17 protein-coding genes and 2 tRNA genes are annotated in these 19,857 nt (G+C 50.4%); 12 read left to right on the forward strand and 7 right to left on the reverse strand.

Annotated elements, in window-relative coordinates; translation table 11 throughout:
• The first annotated feature begins 22 nt into the window (after positions 1-22).
• Complete coding sequence (locus tag ICL07_RS00720) at positions 23-1,000, forward strand: leucine-rich repeat domain-containing protein (RefSeq protein ID WP_188086035.1); 978 nt, start codon at positions 23-25, stop codon at positions 998-1,000.
• Positions 1,001-1,092: 92 nt separating this feature from the next.
• Here ICL07_RS00720 and ICL07_RS00725 read toward each other — a convergent pair.
• The 4 genes from ICL07_RS00725 to ICL07_RS00740 form a co-directional block, all read right to left on the reverse strand.
• Positions 1,093-1,164 (reverse strand) — tRNA-Ala (locus tag ICL07_RS00725).
• 59 nt (positions 1,165-1,223) lie between these two features.
• Positions 1,224-1,295: transfer RNA gene (locus ICL07_RS00730), tRNA-Cys, on the reverse strand.
• A gap of 33 nt (positions 1,296-1,328) precedes the next feature.
• Positions 1,329-1,685 (reverse strand): GIY-YIG nuclease family protein, encoded by a 357-nt coding sequence (locus ICL07_RS00735; protein ID WP_188086036.1) that lies wholly within the window; start codon positions 1,683-1,685, stop codon positions 1,329-1,331.
• A complete protein-coding gene (locus ICL07_RS00740) occupies positions 1,682-2,281 on the reverse strand; it encodes a TetR/AcrR family transcriptional regulator (RefSeq protein WP_188086037.1) in 600 nt (199 codons plus the stop codon). Before ICL07_RS00740 ends, ICL07_RS00735 begins: the two co-directional genes overlap by 4 nt.
• A gap of 243 nt (positions 2,282-2,524) precedes the next feature.
• On the opposite strand from ICL07_RS00740, the gene cfa reads away from it, so the two are divergent.
• Positions 2,525-3,694: a cyclopropane fatty acyl phospholipid synthase gene (cfa, locus tag ICL07_RS00745; RefSeq protein ID WP_188086038.1), complete on the forward strand. Its 1,170-nt coding sequence runs from the start codon at positions 2,525-2,527 to the stop codon at positions 3,692-3,694.
• On the opposite strand, the gene ICL07_RS00750 is transcribed toward cfa, so the two are convergent.
• The gene (locus ICL07_RS00750) at positions 3,684-4,517 is read right to left on the reverse strand and encodes a class I SAM-dependent methyltransferase (RefSeq protein WP_188086039.1); all 834 of its coding nucleotides are present in this window, start codon (positions 4,515-4,517) and stop codon (positions 3,684-3,686) included. The genes cfa and ICL07_RS00750 overlap by 11 nt on opposite strands.
• A gap of 183 nt (positions 4,518-4,700) precedes the next feature.
• Here ICL07_RS00750 and ICL07_RS00755 point away from each other — a divergent pair, with 183 nt between their 5' ends.
• The 3 genes from ICL07_RS00755 to ICL07_RS00765 are packed head-to-tail and all read left to right on the forward strand — an operon-like array spanning position 4,701 to position 7,159.
• Positions 4,701-5,930 carry a YncE family protein gene (locus tag ICL07_RS00755; protein ID WP_188086040.1) on the forward strand — a complete coding sequence of 410 codons (1,230 nt, stop codon included), beginning with the start codon at positions 4,701-4,703 and terminating at the stop codon, positions 5,928-5,930.
• Entirely contained in the window at positions 5,930-6,412 is a 483-nt protein-coding gene (locus ICL07_RS00760) for a hypothetical protein (RefSeq protein ID WP_188086041.1), read from the forward strand. Before ICL07_RS00755 ends, ICL07_RS00760 begins: the two co-directional genes overlap by 1 nt.
• Positions 6,413-6,448: 36 nt before the next feature.
• Complete coding sequence (locus ICL07_RS00765; RefSeq protein WP_188086042.1) at positions 6,449-7,159, forward strand: TolC family protein; 711 nt, start codon at positions 6,449-6,451, stop codon at positions 7,157-7,159.
• On the opposite strand, the gene ICL07_RS00770 is transcribed toward ICL07_RS00765, so the two are convergent.
• Entirely contained in the window at positions 7,148-7,891 is a 744-nt protein-coding gene (locus ICL07_RS00770; protein ID WP_188086043.1) for a class I SAM-dependent methyltransferase, read from the reverse strand. The two genes, ICL07_RS00765 and ICL07_RS00770, sit on opposite strands and share 12 nt — an antisense overlap.
• Positions 7,892-7,897: 6 nt before the next feature.
• Positions 7,898-8,704 carry an aminotransferase class IV gene (locus tag ICL07_RS00775; RefSeq protein WP_188086044.1) on the reverse strand — a complete coding sequence of 269 codons (807 nt, stop codon included), beginning with the start codon at positions 8,702-8,704 and terminating at the stop codon, positions 7,898-7,900.
• A gap of 129 nt (positions 8,705-8,833) precedes the next feature.
• On the opposite strand from ICL07_RS00775, the gene ICL07_RS00780 reads away from it, so the two are divergent.
• The 7 genes from ICL07_RS00780 (at position 8,834) to ICL07_RS00810 (ending at position 19,848) form a co-directional block, all read left to right on the forward strand.
• Positions 8,834-9,436, forward strand: a complete 603-nt coding sequence (locus ICL07_RS00780; RefSeq protein ID WP_188086045.1) for an RNA polymerase sigma factor — start codon at positions 8,834-8,836, stop codon at positions 9,434-9,436.
• 99 nt (positions 9,437-9,535) lie between these two features.
• On the forward strand, positions 9,536-10,705 hold the full coding sequence (locus ICL07_RS00785; RefSeq protein ID WP_188086046.1) for a FecR family protein: 1,170 nt from the start codon (positions 9,536-9,538) through the stop codon (positions 10,703-10,705).
• A 331-nt stretch (positions 10,706-11,036) separates the two neighbouring features.
• Positions 11,037-14,555 carry a SusC/RagA family TonB-linked outer membrane protein gene (locus ICL07_RS00790; RefSeq protein WP_188086047.1) on the forward strand — a complete coding sequence of 1,173 codons (3,519 nt, stop codon included), beginning with the start codon at positions 11,037-11,039 and terminating at the stop codon, positions 14,553-14,555.
• A 12-nt stretch (positions 14,556-14,567) separates the two neighbouring features.
• Entirely contained in the window at positions 14,568-16,019 is a 1,452-nt protein-coding gene (locus ICL07_RS00795) for a RagB/SusD family nutrient uptake outer membrane protein (protein WP_188086048.1), read from the forward strand.
• Between the two features lie 20 nt (positions 16,020-16,039).
• Entirely contained in the window at positions 16,040-16,945 is a 906-nt protein-coding gene (locus tag ICL07_RS00800) for a hypothetical protein (RefSeq protein WP_188086049.1), read from the forward strand.
• 24 nt (positions 16,946-16,969) lie between these two features.
• The gene (locus tag ICL07_RS00805; protein ID WP_188086050.1) at positions 16,970-18,091 is read left to right on the forward strand and encodes a TlpA disulfide reductase family protein; all 1,122 of its coding nucleotides are present in this window, start codon (positions 16,970-16,972) and stop codon (positions 18,089-18,091) included.
• 122 nt (positions 18,092-18,213) lie between these two features.
• Positions 18,214-19,848, forward strand: a complete 1,635-nt coding sequence (locus ICL07_RS00810; protein ID WP_188086051.1) for an acyl-CoA dehydrogenase family protein — start codon at positions 18,214-18,216, stop codon at positions 19,846-19,848.
• Positions 19,849-19,857: the final 9 nt, after the last annotated feature.

Genomic DNA, 19,857 nt, shown 5'->3' on the forward strand with positions numbered 1-19,857 from the left:
ATCACCTGTAAAAGATATTTATATGCAGCCTAATAGTGTCGTATGCCCCGTAGATCATGTAAAAGAAACGTTCCCCTTTCAGCGGAGTGAGCTGGACCCCGTGTTGCAATACCTGCAAGACAACCAGCCCTTGCCTGTTACCAACCTGGTGTTTCCCGTAGGCACCGTTACTACCGACGGGCGGCTGGACATGTGCAAACAACAGCTGGGCATAGAAGGCGTACAACTGGTCACCGCCGCCTTACAGCAGAACACACAGATCAAACATATCCTGATGGGGACCAATGCCTTTGGTAATCCCGGCGCCCAGGCCATTGCAGACCTGGTGGCCGTTAACAATACTATTGAGACCGTGTACCTGGGTTGTAATTATATAGAGCAGGCCGGCGCCCAGGCTATTTGCGAAGCGCTGAGCGACAACCAGTCCGTAAAAAGTATGTGGTTTAAAAGGAACCCTATTGGCGGTGACAGTATGCATCATATCGTACAGCTGTTGCAACAGAACCCGCACCTGCGTACCCTGGACCTGGTCAACACCTGCGCCGGCGAAGGTTTCCTCACGTTATTGGAATACCTGAAAAACAATACCACCATAGAGCGGCTGTACCTGAGCGGCAACTACCTGACTGCCGATATGATGTTGCCTGTCAGCGATATGCTGGCGGCCAACAAACACCTCAAGGCATTGTTCCTGAGTGTGAACAATATTGGAGATAAAGGCGTGGCCAACCTGATGCCAGGCCTGAAACAGAATACCACGCTGGAGCAGCTCAGCTTGTCCAGCTGCGGTATTGAAGCCGAAGGCATGCAGTTGCTGCATAGTTTACTGAGCACCCGGCCCTACCTGAAATGGGTAGATTTGGGCTATGCGCCTTCCACTAAAGCGTTGGGGGCAAAAGGCAATATACCACAGCATCTTTCCGCGATGAAAGATTTTCCTTCAGTGCCGGAGAATTTTGCGCATCCTGATAGTAAAGCGATAAAAAGCGTGTATCGGTAGTAGTTATTTTTATAGGAAAAGGGACCCTACTTTTCAGCAGATCCCTTTTCAATTCCGTATATTCATTACAGTGATAATCAGTAAAAAGTGCAATTAGGCCGGTGAGATTCGAACTCACGTTTATCAATTGCAGATTGAGCGTCCTTCCACTAGACCACGGCTAATTGCGTGGTGAAGATATAAAATTTTTCAAAATATTCGTTGGCGTTATAGCAGAAAAAAGTGGAGGAGCAGGGCTCGAACCTACATCTCCGGTTTGTGCTGACCGGTATTTTTCCATTTTAAAATATCCCCCTGGATTGAGAACGCAAGATACTTAAAAATCAGCTTAGTTTTTCTGCTGATGGTATCCTTTATCTCCGTATGGTTGCAGTTCCTCAAAGCATAATCTGTAAAGCGTTTGTACTTCCTTTTTATAGTCTACCGCCGGGTCTTGTGTGTCTTTCAGTTCCTCGACAATTTCGTAGGCGAAGCCTTTTTCACCGAGCTGGTTCCAGTCTTCCTGCAATGCCGTATTGGGGTGGGTGTTGGATTGTAACTGCAGCCGAACGGAGTTCCAGGCCCTATCCAGGTCCATGCTGTGGTGTACCCATATACGGTTATTTTGTGTGTTCCGTACCTGGAATATACCCATGCGGAAAGACATTTGCCGGTATGTTTCTTTCAGTTCTTTTTTTGATTTCATGCGTTCATATCTTTTAGCTGGCCGTCAATAAAGGTGGTGGCGGCTTTCAGGAAAGCCGGGTAACCAGCAGGCATTTGCCGGTTGATGTATAATAACAACAATCCGGAGAGGCCATACAGCAGTGCCGCCTTTTTGTTGGCAGCCATAGCGGTGCTGACGGTTTTACCGGTGATGAGGTATTTCCATTCTTCCTCACAAAGTTTATCCAGGAACCCGGTGATTAAAGGAGCCGTAGCCGGTTGTTTATTCAGGTCGGAGAGTTTTTCCACATAAAACAATTCAAAGATGCCGGGGTATTGTACAAAATACTCCAGGTAGGCCAGCAGGATAGCCCGTAGTTTTTTCTCTCCCCTGGCGGCTTTGGCGCTGCGGGCCGTTACATGTTCCGTACATTCCGTCTGGAAGTCCTGTACACAGAGAAATACCAGGTCTTTCGCATCTTTAAAGTAGTTATATAAGGTAGCAAAAGAATAGCCTGCCTTTTCCGCGATGTTGCGAACGCTCACACTTTTTAAGCCTTCACTTTTCAGGATCTCTTTGGTAGCTTCGATAAAGTAGCCCCTGATCCGTTGTTCCTGCAAAGCTTTGTTCTTCATAATAAACCATTCACCTTTTACAATACCGCAAATATACTGAACACTGTTCAAATTTTGAAACATTATTCCATAAAATATATACAACAGGCTCTGGCAGGCGCTGCAAGGGGTATGCAGCAGCATGGTTTGCACGCAGAATATCGTTACATTTGTTACAGGCGATCGCACCCCAACGGCCCGACACCTCAGAAAAATCATTTTGCGGGAACAAATACTTCCCCTGGCCTGTTAAGATATAGAGCCATGAACAACGAAAATACAAGAGGCATAGTCACCCGGCTGTTATCTGCAGCGGGCATTACGGTAAATGGAAACAATCCGTGGGATATCCATGTGTACAATGAAGATTTTTATGCCCGGGTGCTGCATAACGGCTCCCTCGGACTGGGCGAATCCTATATGGAAGGTTATTGGGACTGCCGCCAGCTGGACGATTTCTTTTATAAAATACTACGGTCCAACCTCGACAAAAGCGTTCGTAAAAGTCTGCGACTGAAACTGGAAATCCTGATGGCGCGTGTATTCAACTTCCAGAAGCCGGCCCGCGCCACGCGTAACGGCCAGCAGCACTATGATGCGGGCAACGACCTGTTTCAGCACATGCTGGATAAAAGGCTGGTGTATACCTGCGCCTTCTGGGACGGCGCCGCTACGCTGGATGAAGCACAGGAACATAAGCTGGACCTGTCCTGCCGCAAATTACAGCTGAAGCCTGGCATGCACGTGCTGGACATCGGCTGCGGATGGGGGAGTTTCGCCAAATACGCCGCTGAAAACTATGGCGTGACGGTTACCGGCATAACTATCTCCAAAGAGCAGGTATCCCTGGGGCAGCAGCTCTGCGCCGGTTTGCCGGTGACGATCCGCCTGCAGGATTATCGCCAGCTCAACGAAAAATTCGATGCCATTGTTTCACTGGGCATGTTTGAACATGTAGGACCGCATAACTACCACGAGTATATGAAAGTAGCGGCCCGTTGCCTGAAAGACAACGGCCTGTTCCTGCTGCATACCATCGGCGGCAACGAGCAACATGCCTTTACCGATCAATGGCTCAACAAATATATTTTCCCCGGTGCGGTGATCCCTACCATCCGGCAGATTGGTCAGGCACTGGAAGGTATTTTTGTAATGGAACACTGGGAGAACTTCAGCGTGAACTATGATAAAACGCTGATGGCCTGGTATGATAATGTAGCCGCTAACTGGGATAAGCTGAAAAATCGTTACGACCAGACATTTTTCCGCATGTGGAAGTACTACCTGCTGTCCTGCGCCGCTTCTTTCCGGGCGCGGCACAGCCAGTTATGGCAGATCGTATTATCCAAAGCCGGTATACCCGGTGGTTACCACTTTGCCGCTAACCAGGAAAGCGGTAACCTCACCCTGGCAACCGGTACTTTTAAGCCTTAACACCCGAAGTTACTCTCAGGCTCCACTGGAAATACAGCTTATCTTCTATCACATGGCGCCCTACCCTGCCAGCTACCTCCGAGCGGATAATCTCCTGTACAGATACGGGAATATTCTTCAAGGCATTTACCACATCGGCGCTCACCATAGTGACGTATCGCCAGTGATCTTCCACCGAATCAAACTGTACAATGCCCGTCAGCAGCTCCTCCTCCACCTGCTGGAACTGCGCCGTATCGAACCAGTCAGCCATCACACCAGGCTGCATACAATGAAACATGCCCGGCACATGCTGATTGTACAATTTCCGCCGTGTCACCGCCGCAATAGTATCCAGCACAAGACTGATCCACAGATTATCTTCCAGCAGCGCCCAGGCTGATACTGCCAGCCGGCCGCCTGGTTTCAATACCCGGTTGATTTCTTTTAGTCCTGCTGTGATATTACTGAAAAACATTACGCCATTCCTGCAAACTACAGCGTCGAACGTCTCGTCATCAAAGGGCATATTGGCCGCATCACAGCATACCGTATCAAAATTGACAATACCTTTTTCCCGTGCGTTTTCCCTGGCAATTTCCACCATACGTGGCGATATATCCGTTCCCGTTACACGGGCTTTCGGATATAGCTGCGCGATAGATAGCCCGGGCTCTCCTGTACCGGTACCAACATCCAATATTTGTAAGGAATCCTTCAATTGAAGATGTTTCAGCAGCGTTGTTGTAACCGGCCTCAAGAATAGATGGATAACCGTTTCCCAATGTTTGCGGTCATCTGACCGCCGATCCCAGTAATCGCCGGGTTGCAAAGCATTTTCCATGGTGGGTGGAATTTTAGGTTCATGAATAAGTAACAAATAAAATATTGTACCGCGAACGACACAACCAATGTTAAAAGTAGCCTTTACCCATGCAGAAACGCTTCAGTTTCAAACTGCTATACAAGTTCCGCCGCACCGTTTAGTTTTACACTTTCATCTATGTACGCTCAAAATAACCACGCTATGTTTGTATTCCGACTCTTAATCCGCGCTTCGCTTTTGTACAGTAGCCTTTTACTGCTACATGCCTGTAAAAAAATAGAAGACCCCGCCAACAAGCAGCAAACACTTTTTTTTATTGATTACCGGCACCTGGCCGGGGGCAGCGACGGCATTGCCGTTATGGAACTAGACCCGGAATCGCCGGACTTCGGGAAAATCCTGCACAAAACCGAACTAGGCAAAGGAGTATTACCTCATCACCTGTATTTCAACCGTGATGAAAAACGGTTGTTCACCACCGCATTAGGTGGCAGTTATCTTTATGAACTAAAAATGGAATGGAACCACGAAGGATACCCGGTCATCTACCAGGTGAATCCGGTAAATACCGGTGGCAATACGGTAGGCGAAGATATTTTCTTTACCCGCAACGGCCAGTACTGGGTAACCTTCATGGGTGGTAAAGGTGGTATCCGTGATGGCAGCGTAGGCGTTTTTAACGCACAAAACAATCAGCTGATCAAAACCATTTCCGCTTCGGTGGATGAACACCCCGACAAGTTTATTATGTACCCACATGGTATCTCCATGTATGAGGATAAGGGCCTGGCAATGGTCACCTCTACAATCCATCCCGACCTGACGAGTGGCCTTGGGAACACCTGTACGCTGATAGACATCCATACTTTTGACATCATTAAAACTTATCGCGTGGCGGACAGCGCAAAAGACTTATCCAGCCCGGTAGAAGTTTTGCTGCTGCGCAACGAATATCCCCCTTATGCCCTGGCCAATACGATGATCGGCGGCGATATATGGATGGCGCCCTATAATGCCGAAGCCCATCAGTACGGAGAATTTAAACGTATACTAAAAGGCGCCACCAAAGGGCTCGGCTGGGCGCTGGAGTTTTATATTGCAGATGATAAATTATTGTATGTGAGTTTCGGTCAACCAGGAAAAATTCTGGTATTCGATCTCAACTTCCTGCCGGAGCTGCGGCAGGTGCGGACATTGCCTGCCGACAAGGGCGCACACCATATGGCCTTTTTCAAGACAAAATCAGGGCGTTCGGTGGTGGCCGTACAAAATAATTTGCTGAACCTGCCTGATCTCAATGCCGGTACTATCGATGTAGTAGACATCAATACCGGTGAAAAGCTGGGCACGGTAGACATGCGGAATAAATACCAGCTGTTGCCCGAATCCATTGAAGGCACACTGGGTAAAGCACATTATATGCACCATTGATGAGGTGGAGCATACTGACCATTTGGCTGATGGTCTCACTTCAACGGTTATACGCACAACCAGCGCCTGTGCTTCCTGCCGACAGCCTGTTGCCCCGCATTGCGCGCAACCATCTGCTGCTACAGGCTTATACCATGAGAGCACAGGCCTGCCGGTTGTATGCCGGCACGGCCCTGGCCTGGGAGCCGCCGGTGGCCGGCGCCGGCGTTTTTATGATTCCCTGGTCGGCGCGGTTGGTGTACAATGATATTGCGCTGGGCAGCTGGTTGTTCCAGGCCGGGCAGACCATCCCCCATCCGGCACTGCAACGCGCCCGTTACCGTCACCTTGCCTTTCAGGCCGATATGGTATTGACAGCCAGGGCTGTGGTATTACAACAGTTGCATGTCAGGGCACGGTTGCTATACATTCGCTGGGCAATTGCCCTGCAAAAGATCCGGGTGTGGCGGAGGCAGGAAGCGACGTTGTCTTTTATTCACTAGATAGTACTGGCGCGGCTGCCATACCGGCAGTCGCAGATGAGTGACGCGAGTACTGCAGCAGCGCAGATAACGGAAACGCATCATCGCATCATGGTAGCTGAAGCGCTGGCAGCCAGTATGGAAGTACAGCTGCGCAGCATGCTGTACCTCCCGGACCACTTCAGTGCCGACAGCAGCTATGCGCCGGTGTTTACGCCATGCGCCATTGATACCGTTATGCTGGCTACCGTCAATCGCCAAATATATCAGCTGGAAGAAGCAATACAATGGCAATACCTGGGAAAGGAAGTGCTCCGGAAAGAACGCAAACCGGGCATTCATATTGGTTTTTACCAGTTCCTTCCCTTGTCGCCGCTGGTACCCAACAGCTTTAACGCCATGGCCGGCATCCGGATACCCTTGTCACCAGGCTACTATCGTCGCCGGGAGCGAGCCATAGCGGCTAATATCACAGCCCTGGTACAACAACGGAATACCATGCTGGTACAGACACAGGCCTGGTTAACAACACAGGAAACGGATATACGGGTAACACAGGAACGCATATACGGTATCACCGGTAAAATACTACCGGCCCTGGAACAGGTACTGGATGCCAATATTGAGCGGTACCGGGAAAACAGGCTGGAACTGATCCCCGTACTGCGTTCCCTGGAAGCGGTAACAACGATGGAGGCACAGCTGCAGGACTACCGGCAGCAGCTATACGAAATGATTATAGCATATGATGGGAAGTTATACCGTTGATGGTTTCTCTGCCGCCACCAGCAAAAAGATAGGGCGACGGGTTTCATCCTTCATTTCCGGATATTTCTCCAGTACAGCCGGGGCGGGTTTGGGTTCCTCCACCCGGGTGATGCGGAATCCGGCATCCAGCAGGCCGTTGAGCAGCGTAGCTATCGTACGGTGATACTTTACCACGTCGTTATCCAGAAAACGGGTTATGCGCCGGGCTTCGTCCTGGTAGTGGTCTACCGGCCAATGCAACCGGTCGCCCGCAGCATTATGGTACCAATCCTGTGTAGCCATGGCCGTAAACACCGGGTGTTCCGTAGAAAATACGAAGTGGCCGCCAGCAGACAGGCAGTTGTATATTTTACGGCATATGAGGTCGTAACGTTCTATGTAATGCAGTGCCAGTGAGCTGATCACCAGATCGAAGGAGCCGGGCGGGAAATCAATGTCTTCCATCGCTTCGCGGAGATAGGTGATACCCGGGCCGTTATTGCGCAGGCGGGCCTGTTCCAGCATTTTCTCCGACAGGTCCATCCCTACCACGCTGGCCGCCTGTTGTTCCATGACATAGCGGCAATGCCAGCCGTATCCGCAGCCCAGATCGAGCACCCGCTTGCTTTCCAGCGGTGGTAACAAATGGCGGAACACTTCCCACTCCCCTGCTGCATTCAGTCCTTCTACGGAGCGGGGCATCCGGCTGTAGTTTTCAAAGAAGCCGGGATCGTCGTATTTATTTTCCTTCATAGAGTTTTACAGGTTGTCCCAGGGAACAGCATCGTAGGCCCGTTGCAGTATGCCTGACAGCGTATCATGACTGTTATCAAACACATGCTCGTTTATCTGTGCGATCATCCCCTGGTGATGGATGGAATTAGTATAAAACGCGTTTTTATATTCGTATAGCTGTGATAGTGATATGTTCCGGTGGATAACCGATACCCCGTTATTCCAGAGGCTTTCAGACAACAGCCGGATCATAATACCGGGCAATGCCGGAGAAGCCGGCAGCACAATGGTTTGGCCGTCGTAAAAACCGATATTCCAGATGGCGCCTTCCGAGATGTGCTGATGTTCGTTGGTATACAGCACATCATCGAAACCTTCGTCCACCGCTTTACGCCGGTAGGCCAGGATACCAGACATAATGCCACTGTATTTTATTTCCGGCAGCAGTCTTTTAAAGCGGGCCGACTTCACTTTCAACGGCCGGGCAGTTGGTTCTGCCGGTGGTGTTTTGGTGATCAGCACCTGCAGGTCCTCTTCCCGGATAACCGGCTGCTGGAAAGCGGTGGTAAAGATATTTAACCGCAGCGAGCAGGATTCATCTGCCTGCACCATGCGGTGCAGGTAGCCTGTAATTTGTTGTTCGGGAAGATGACAGCCGAATAGCCGGTCGCTGCTTTGGGCCAGTCTTTCCAGGTGCAGACGCAGTCCTTTTACTTGTCGCCGTCGCACCTGCATAGCCGTAAAATGGCCATACTGCAGCGCCATCATTGCCGGCATATCCGCCGTGGTCAATGATCTGCCATTTAATTCCTGTACAAACAAATTTTGCATCCTTAAAGCTACTTAAACTTTGGCAAATGCGCTGAAACGTCCGGTGTTTGTGTTTTCAAAAAGATTTTGATACTTTAGCGCCGAAACCAGCCAAACCAACTTGTGAGACAGGGAGATATACTTTAACTGATGAAGGGCCGTCAATATAATGAGAGGGAGATCGTAGCCCGCATAGCCAAAGGTGATGAATCCGCGTTTGCCGTCTTCTTCCGTCATCATTACCAGAAAATTTATGAAGTAGGATTAATGCTCACGCAAACGGAATCCGTTGCGGAAGAGCTGGTGCAGGATGTTTTCCTGAAGGTATGGAAACAACAGGCACAGCTACCCGATATTCTCGATATCCCGTCCTGGTTGTTTATCATTGTCCGTAACGACGCCTACAAAGCATTGCGGCGCAGCACCCGGTTGAAAGTAATCCTGGACACCGTTGAATGGCCGTTGCCTGTCTCCAATGAAACCGACGAACAGATTATTTACCGCAATTACCACGAGCTGGTGAACAAAGCCGTGGGCCAGTTGCCCATGCGGCAACAGATGGCCTGGCGTTTGAGCCGGGAAGAGGGCCTGAAGCGGGAAGAAATAGCCGAGCGGATGCAGATCCGGCCGGATACCGTAAAAGAACACCTGTCGCTGGCCATTAAAAACATCCGTCATTTTCTCGAATCCCACGATGCTTTCCTGATTGGCGCAGAGATCATCTTTATCTGGAGCCTGCAATCCCTCAATTAAAAAATATTTTTTTGAAGACACCCCCCACCCGTTCCCTTAGCGGGATCTTTATGATAACGGGAACGTACCACCTTCTATTTACGCCCGTTTACAGCTAATATGAACCAAAATCGACTGGAATATTTATTTAACAGGTATGCTGCCGGCCAGATCACTCCCGAAGAACTCCGGGAATTTGATACCCTGGTGCAGCAACCGGAAAACGAATCAGCTTTTAAATCATTTATAGACCAGCTGCTCCGTACCACCAGCGGAACAGCCGCCATGCCGGAGGAAGCCATACAGGCAACCTTACAGCATATTACCGGGAAACCGGCCTCTTCGTCCGTCGTTCGTTACCTGCGGCGCAGCTGGTGGGCTGCCGCTGCAGGCTTCTTGCTGCTGGGCAGCAGCATTTACCTGATTACCCGGCCACGCCATGAGGCGATGAGACCACTGGCAGACAAGGCACCCGGCAGCAGCAAAGCCGTGCTTACCCTGGCAGATGGCAGTACCATCGCCCTTGACAGCAGCGGCCAGCAGGTGATCAGTCAGCAGCAGACCGCTATCCGTCAATCCGGCGGACAGCTGCAATACACCGTACAAGCGCCCGGCGCCGGTAATGGTTATAATACGCTGACCACCCCACGGGGCGGGCAGTTCCGGGTAATACTGCCCGATGGAACCGCCGTATGGCTGAATACCGCTTCCGCCCTGCGTTATCCTACCGCCTTTACCGGCGCCGACAGGACCGTAGAGTTACAGGGAGAAGCTTATTTTGAAGTAGCCGCCAACGCCACACAGCCTTTCAGGGTAAGAACGGCCGCCCAGGAGATCCAGGTATTGGGTACCAGTTTCAACATCAACGCCTATACAAATGAAGGATATACCGTTACCACACTGGTTACCGGCAGGGTGAAAGTGAACGCACCCGGAAAAGATGCCGGCATCGTACTGGAACCCGGACAACAAGCCATCGCAGCCCACAACGGCAGCCAGCAACTTAGCTTCGCACGCGCTATAGCGCCCGATGTGATAGCCTGGAAGAACGGGTTGTTCCTGTTCGACAATGCCGACCTGGAAACCGTGATGCGTTGCCTGGAGCGTTGGTACGATGTTGAAGTTAAATATGAAGCGAAGCCCGATATACACTACACCGGGCAAATCGCCAGAAACGAGCCGTTGTCCAAAGTAGTGCACATGCTCGAACAAACCGGCCAGGCCCGTTTCAGGCTTGTCAGGGCCGGACAGGGACATCAGGCAAAAGATATGATCATCATACTGGAATAAAAAACGGCAGGGAGGGCCACACCATGATATTAAATTAATACCAACCGCGACTTAAAAACAGCCACCATTAAAAAACCGGAAACGTTGGCGCGTTCCCGGTACATGCAGGATCTTCCATGCCTGACGCCGGCTCGTATTCCTTGGCCAGGCAGGATCATGATTTTTACAAACCATCATCGTAAAATCCAAACGACACGAAGATATGAGAGAAAGTTTATTCTCCCAAGGGGGTTTATTGCCCCGTTGTATACCAATACCAACAACCAAAATTCCGGCAGATCCCACCACCAGCTTGTCTGTCCGGAGCCGATTAAAAAAAGTATTATTAATCATGAAACTTACAGGAATGTTGTTGCTCGCGCTTTGCCTGCAAGTAAGCGCCCGGGTTTATTCCCAAAAGGTGACGTTAACGGAGCGAAATGCTTCCGTACAGCAACTATTCAGTACCATTCGCCAACAAACCGGTTACCTGTTTCTGTACAGTAACGAAACGCTGAAGAACACACACACCGTTTCCGCACAGTTGACAGACGTACCACTGAAAGAAGCGCTGGACCATATCACCAGTAACCAGCCTATTACCTACAGCATTGAAGAAAACAATACGATCCTTATCAAACCCAAACCGGTAGCAGCAGCCTCCGCTCCCGTTGTACAGTATCTCAGCGGTACCGTAAAAGACAGCAAGGGGTTGCCGCTTATCGGTGTAACAGTGAAGGTGAAAGGCACCGCCCATGGCGCCATCACCAATGAACTGGGCGTTTGGCAGTTACAGGCAGCAGACAATGCCGCTGTACTCGTCTTTTCCTTTATCGGCTACAGTAATCATGAAGAGCCCATCAATGGCAGAACTTCTATCAATGTAGTCCTCAGACAGGAAGACAAAAATATGAGTGAAGTAGTGGTAACCGGCTATCAGAAGATAGAACGCCGCACCCTCACATCTTCCATCACCTCCCTCAAAACCGAAAACCTGAAAACCATCAACCAGCCGAATATCGACAAGCTGTTGCAAGGCCAGGTGCCCGGTATGGTGGTAATGAGCACTTCCGGCGCTCCCGGCGCAGTACCCCAGATCCGTATCCGTGGTACATCCACCCTGAGCGGTAACACCCAACCACTGTGGGTAGTAGACGGTATCATCCTCGATGATCCTATCAGCGCTTCAGTAGACGATATCATGACCAACCGTAACCTCATCGCTTCCGGTATTGGTGGTATCAACGTAGAAGACATTGAGTCCATCAACGTACTGAAAGACGCTGCCGCTACCGCTATCTATGGCACCAAAGCCGCCAACGGGGTGATTGTGCTGACCTCCAAAAAAGGTACCTCCGGCAAAACCCGTATTAACTTCAGCAGCTTTGCTACGGTGGGTATGCGGCCTAAGATAGAAGATGCCTATATGATGAATTCCAAGGAAAGAATCGGGGTGAACCTGGAAATGGTAAGACGCGGCGTACTCACCGCCACTTCTCCCCGTTCCGGTGATTATGGCACTGCTACCGACTTTGAGCGGGCACTGGTAGATGTACACGATCATAAAATCAGCTGGTCTGAGTTTGAGCAGAAAGTGAACCAGCTGGAACAAGTGAATACCGACTGGTTCCAATACCTCTTCCGCAATTCCTTTACCCATCGCCAGAACCTGAACATCTCCGGTGGTAATGAAAAAACTACTTTCTATCTCTCCGGCAGCTACATGGATGAGCAAGCCACCGCGCTGAAAACAGGGATGAAAACCTATACCGGCTCACTGAAAGTATATACCAAACTGCATCCTACCTTACGTTTAGGCGGTATGCTCGACGTTAACCGCCGTGACAACGAAAGTTTCTTCGCCACCGATTCCCGCGAGAACCCTTTCGAATGGTCTATCTACACCACCCGCGCACAGAACGCATATGATCCCAATGGCCAGTACAGCTACCTGTATTACAACGGTATCAAATACAACTTCATGGAAAACCGCAACGCCGGCTGGCGCAACTCCCAGAACTTCGGTATCCGCGGTACCGTAGACCTGGAGTGGAAACCGATCAATTCACTGATCTTCGGTAGCCTTTTCTCCTTTGCCAATCAGAATACCACTGACGAGGACATCGCTACAGAAAACAGTTATTTTGTGCGCGGCAGACAGCGGGACTACATCAGTGTTATCGACTACAAGACAGTACAGTTATGGAAAGAGGGCGGTTACCGCAAAGGCAGGAACAATAACAACAAATCCCTCACCTTCCGTAACCAGGTGTCTTATATGCCCGTGCTGAATGCCAACCATCGTTTTGATGTAATGGCCGGCCAGGAAATACGCACCTCTAAATATGAAGATGAAACCACCGAAATATACGGTTATGTACACGATCGTGGCCGTCAGCAAATGTTACAGTTAGGCGTATTGCAACAACAAGGCAAACCTTACTGGTCAGAAAACCTGAACCAGACAGCTGCTGTCTCCTACTTCGGCACTACCGGTTATACCTTCAAAAACCGTTACACCGTTAGCTTCAACGCCCGTACAGACGGTTCCAACCGTTTCGGTCTGCGTACCAACCAGCTGTTCCAGCCACTGTGGGCTGTAGGCGCCAACTACCAGATGAAAGAAGAAAATTTCCTCGCCAACAAAGACTGGTTGAGCTACCTCACCATCCGCGCATCCTATGGCAGCCAGGGTAACGTAGCTTCCCAGGCGTATTCTGACCTGGTAGCTACTATCGGCAAACCGGATCTGGCCAATACCGATAACTACCTCGTGATTAACGCACCGAAGAACCCTAATCTGAAATGGGAGAAAAACTATACCACCAACCTCGCGTTGGAATTAGGTCTGTGGAAACGCCGTGTGATGATCACCGCAGAATGGTATAACAAAAAAGGGGTGGACTTACTCGGCAGCAAACGGGTATCCCAGGTATCCGGTTTCAGCACGCTGCAGGTAAACTGGGCTTCCATGAAAAATACAGGTATGGAAGCATCTGTCAGCACCATCAACATCGACACAAAAGATTTCCGCTGGACAACCAATATCAATGCCGGTTACAACAAAAATGAAGTGCTGGATGTGTATTCCCTTCCTACTGTTGACGGTATGACCAATGCACAACGTTACGATTTTGCTGCATCTGCCGTGGTAGGTAAACCGATCAACGGTTTATGGTCTTACCGCTATGCCGGTTTGAACAAAGACGGTCGTGCTACTTTTTATACCACCAAACCAGGTGAAACCGTATCCAACGGTATGCGTAACATCGACGGCCTGGTATACTCCGGTACCACCATGCCGCTTGTACAGGGAGGTTTCACCAATACCTTCACGTACAAGAAGTTTACGCTGTCTGCCTTATTCATCGGTAGTTTCGGTAATGTGATCCGCCTGCGTAACCCGAGCAACAGCATGATGTTCTACTATCCGGAGCCAACACAGAACCTCTCCGCAGAATGGGTGAACCGCTGGCAGCAACCAGGCGACGAGGCGAAAACCAACATTCCCAGACTGGAATCAGAATCCACCATTCCGGGCCTGACGGATGTATCGCCCTACAACGCCACTATGTACAATAACAGTGATCTGAGAACTGTAAAAGGAGACTTTGTGCGCCTGCAAAACCTGTCACTCAGCTACGACCTGTTCAACCCACGCCTGCGTAAGGCTGGTATTCAGAACATGCGTTTCATGTTACAAGGCAACAACCTGCATGTGTGGAAGAATAGCGAATTGAAAGGCCAGGACCCGGAGGCAACCGGCTCTGTGATGAGATATAGCAATACCAACAGTGCAAACGTCTCCTTCGGTAATACTTACCTGCCGCTGCCCCGCTCCTATTCTTTCTCCTTTTCCTTACAGTTTTAAAACAGTGCTATCATGAAATTTATATACCTGACGCCTCTGCTATTGTTTTCACTGGTTTTTACCAGCTGCAACAAGATGCTGGACATAAAACCGGTTAACAGGATGATGCCGGTGAGTATTTCAGATTACGAATCCGTTTTACTGGGCGGATATCCGCGCGTAGACTATTTTATGAAGACGGAGTTGATGACCGACAACATCTACGCCAACATGAATATCATCGCCAACGTCCAGAAAGATCTGGACCTGTGGTTTACCTGGAACCCTTCCAAACAGTCGGATGGTGTAGAAACAGATCCTTATTGGGGTCAGCTCTATACTTCCATTTATTACGCCAACAGCGTATTGGATAATTTTAACGAGCGGCAACCGGCCAGTGGTGAAAAAAACCAGTTCGAAACCGTAAAGGGAGAAGCATATGCCCTGCGGGCCTGGTGTTATTTCTACCTGGTGAATTATTATGCGGAACCTTACAGCGCCGCTACCGTTAAGGCGAATGGCGTTCCCATGCCATTGAGTGCAAAGGATGTTCATCAAAACACCCAAAACAACGTACGGGAGCCACTGGAAAAAGTATATGCCCAGATACTATCCGACCTCGATCAGGCATCTTCCTTCCTGTCCGGTAAAAAGTCGATCAACAAGTTCCGGTTTGACGCCACTGCAGTGAAGGCGTTACAAGCCCGTGTGTATCTTTTCATGGGTGACTATGAAAAGGCGATTACCGCCGCCACGGATGTTATTGTCAACAAACCCTTGTCTGACATGAACAACATGCAGGCACGCATTGATGAAAAAACAGACTTCTATGCCTTTTCCGGCAACGTCGGTTTTATAGATGGTGGTGATTACAAAAACGAAGTCCTGTTTTTCACCGGTGGCACCGCCAATACCAACATGTACTATCATAGTAACTATATGTTCAGGCCATCTGTAGAGCTACTGGCATTGTGTAACCGTCCTACCGGTGGCAGGGATTACCGCCGGTATATTTTTTCCACTTTTTACGACCTTACCACCCCTGCAGGTAAACAGAACGGACCAACGCTTTATAACATGTACGCCAAACAGGAAAACCCCTGTTATTATATTGGTTTGAAACTGGGTGAAACCTATGTCATCCGTGCAGAAGCCTATGCCCGGTTAAAACAGAAAGACAAAGCCATTGCCGATCTCAATACCCTGTTAACCACCCGTATCAGGAAAGGTGAGTTTGTACCATTGGTGGCGAGCGATTTCACCGATGCCACCGCACTGAACAGGGTATTAGAAGAACGCCGTATAGAAACCTCTTTCGAGGGTGGCTTACGCTGGATGGACCTGAGAAGAAATGGTAAACCGGCGCTTTCCCACGTCTATAAAAACGGGCAGGTGTATGAGCTCAAACAAAATGACAACCGTTACCTGTTGCAGATACCGCAGTCTGAAATCATCAACAGCCCCAATATGCCATTAAATCCATAATTATCAAAACAAAAGCGCACATGAAACCAATATATATTTCCCTGCTTGCTTTGGCCGCCTGCTGCATGGGCTGTTCCAAAGAAGCCCAACCGGAAATGACACCGGATCTGGGTATAGGAAAACAATTTTCGCCACCGGCTGATAGTCCTGCTGAGATAAAGGATATGTATAACCGCTATGGTTTGTGGGTACGCATGGATTTTAAGGACTGGAAAGAAGTGACCAACGGGGTACTCGCCACCGATCCCAACAACCGTTGGGGCGCCACCAAAATAGATGATGCTTCCCGTCCCGCTATCACCATGTATTCTCAGGCATTGCTTTCGAACGTATCGGAGAAGTTCGCCAAAAAGTTTTTCCCACTCGAATTTTTCTTTGTGAAGACCTATGGAGGCAGCTTTTGGATGGATGACCTTAAAATACTGGGGCGTAGCCGGCTGATTATCACCTGGCCCAATCAGATGTTTGGCGCTTTGCCTGTTACCGATCCGGCTAACCATTACTATCAGGATTCTGTGCTCACCCGGCATATCTGGTATAGTATCGGTTTCATGGCAGCAGCCAGGTTCGACGCCCCACCGACCGAATTTGTACTGGCTGGTAAAGCCTATGATGGCGGTGAAGCGAGGGATAAGGTGTTTCAGCAATTCCCCAATGACCGGGATGCCCGCGAGAAAATTTTTGATCAAATGGCGCTCAACGGTGGCTTTATTACCGCCGGTGGCACTATTTCCTTTGACAATGATTTTGCCGAATGGATACAAGTACTGGCTACTGAATCATATGCCAATATCAAAGCCCAATATCTCGATAACAGCGCCGCCCGCACCCGTAAATACGAAGTACTGGTGCGTTTCCTCAAGACTTATGACTGGGATATTCAGGCCAGTGGCGAGCATTATCGTGACCGCTTAGATCATCCATAATACATCAGATAAACCAACGACGACATGAGAACAATTAGTTTAACAGCCGCCTGCCTGCTGCCTGTCCTGGCTTTTGCCCAGGAAGCGCAGTACACCATTAATGGCAGCATAGGCAAAGGCAATCAGTACGAAAAAGCGTACCTGTACAGCAGTAACAGCAAAGGCAGGATCATCGATTCTGTGGCCATCCATAACGGTACATTCACCTTCACCGGTAAAACAGATATTGCCTCCAGGGCGTTCCTGTTCACCGGCAATACCCTGGCTGGTTCCTACACCGCCAACCGACTGGTATTTTACCTGGAGAAAGGTAATATCCGCGTTCAGAGCGCTGATTCTATCATCAACGCCACCGTTAAAGGCGGCGCCGCCAATACCGTATACCAGCAGTATAAAGCCGCTTCCGCCGATGTGAATACACGTTCCGAAGCGCTGAACAAAAAATACTATGGTACCCCGGCAGCAGAAAGGCAGCAGGAAGCGTTCAAACAGGAATACCAGGCCGAAAACAAAGCCATTTCCGCCGCACAGCAGAAAGTACTGACCAGCTTCATCAAAGGTCATGCGAACACGTCTGTCAGCCTCGACGCCCTCACCGAATGGGCCGGTTACGATCCGGACCCGGCAGTAGCAGAGCCGGTATTTAAACTGTTGTCACCTGCCATTCGAAAAAGCAAAGCCGGTCAACAGTTTGCCGGTCAGCTCGAAAGCCAGCGTAAAACCGCTATCGGTGTATTAGCACCGGAGTTTACCCAGAACGATACCCTGGGTAATCCCGTATCCCTGAAAGACTTCCGTGGTAAGTATGTGCTGGTTGACTTCTGGGCCAGCTGGTGCGGACCTTGTCGCCAGGAAAACCCTAACGTGGTAGCGGCTTTCCATAAATTCAAGGATAAGAACTTCACCATACTGGGCGTATCCCTGGACAATGAAAACGGCAAGTCATTCTGGATGCAGGCCATCCACGACGACAAACTGGCCTGGACACAGGTATCCGACCTGAAAGGATGGAAAAACGAAGCCGCCAAAATGTACGGTGTGCAAGGGATTCCGGCCAACTTCCTGATTGGCCCTGATGGTAAGATTGTCGCCAAAAATCTTCGTGCCGAGGCCCTGGAGAAAAAACTGGCCTCTCTGTTACAGTAATATTACAGCAGCCGTTTCCTTTGGGAGACGGCTGTTTTTTTAAACGACTTCGTATAGCCCAACGGGTTACTTTATCCTACCCCTAAATATCGTACATTCATAGTACATCAAATCCGTTGTTTATGCCAGGTTTCGACTTTGAGCATGTGAGCAACCAGGTACCCGTACTGGAGAACTATAATACGTTCACCACCCATCCCCTGCTGCAAAACAGCCTGCAAGTCTATGGCGGCGGCCAGTTCACCCCGCTTGCCACCGCACTGGGCCAGCTGATGGGCAGTCGCGCTTTCCTGGAAGCGGGCATCCTTGCCAATACCTGCCTGCCGGTACTGCATACCCACGACCGCTTCGGTAACCGGCTGGACACCGTAAGCTATCACCCCGCCTATCACCAGATGATGAGCGCCGCCATTGAGCACCAGGTGCACTCCATCGCCTGGACCGCCGAAAAAGACGGTTACCTGGTCCATAGCGTACTCTCCTATCTCAAACAGCAGATCGATGAAGGCAGCAGTTGCCCGCTGACCATGACCTTCGCCGTTGTGCCCTCCCTGCAACTGGCGCCTGATATTGCCCGGGAGTGGCTGCCCCTGGTGCTGTCCAATACCTACGACGAAAGGCATATCCCTTACTACGAAAAAAAGGGCGTCACCTTCGGTATGGCTATGACAGAGCCCCAGGGAGGCAGCGATGTACGTGCCAATATCACCCAGGCACATCCGGCAGGTAACGGCGTTTATCATATCACCGGCCGCAAATGGTTCTGCAGCGCCCCCATGAGCGATGCCTTCCTCGTACTCGCCCAGGCCCCTAAAGGCCTCAGCTGTTTCCTGATGCCGCGTTTTACACCTGACGGCGCCCCTAACAAACTCCGGTTCCAACGGCTGAAAGATAAACTGGGCAACCGTTCCAATGCCTCCGGAGAGGTGGAGTTCCATGGAGCCTGGGCACAGCTGATCGGCGAAGAAGGCCGGGGTATCGCCAATATTATGGAGATGGTACGGCATACCCGCCTGGACTGCGCCGTCGGCTCCGCCGCTACCTTGCAACGCGCCCTCGCTGAAGCGATTCATCATTGCCGGCACCGGCACACTTTCGGGCAGTCGCTGATGCGGCATCCGCTGATGCAAAACGTGCTCACCGATCTGGCCCTGGAATCCGCCGCAGCCACCACCCTGGCTATGCGCCTTGCCAAAGGCTTCGACGACGCCCGCACCGATGCCACCGCCCTGCATTTCACCCGCATCGCCACCGCTGTCGGCAAGTTCTGGAATACCAAACGCGCCGTACTCGCCATGGGTGAAATACTGGAATGCCTTGGCGGCAACGGATACGTAGAGACCTCTATCCTGCCGCGGCTTTACCGCGATGTGCCTGTCAACGCAATATGGGAAGGCTCGGGGAATATCCAGTCGCTGGATGTGCTTCGTGCCATGCATAAAGAACCTGCCAGTATGGAAGCGCTGATGCAGTATTTCCTTGCCGGGAAAGGGCTGCATCCGTTGCTCAATAAACATGTGGAGGGTTTACGGCAGCTGCTTTCCTCACCGGCAGATCTTGAACGCAAAGCGCGTCTGATTGTAGAGAAAATGGCGCTGGCTATGCAGGCGATAGAACTGATACAAACGGCCTCGCCTGCCGTGGCAGAGTTGTTTTGCCGGGCGAGACTGGGTGTGGATAGAAGTTTGACCTGGGGTGGATTATCGGAGATGCAGGGCTGGGAAGACGTAGTGGCCGCGGTGTATAGCGGCGATTGATATTTTTTC

This window comes from Chitinophaga qingshengii (assembly GCF_014529935.1).
Lineage (GTDB): Bacteria > Bacteroidota > Bacteroidia > Chitinophagales > Chitinophagaceae > Chitinophaga > Chitinophaga qingshengii.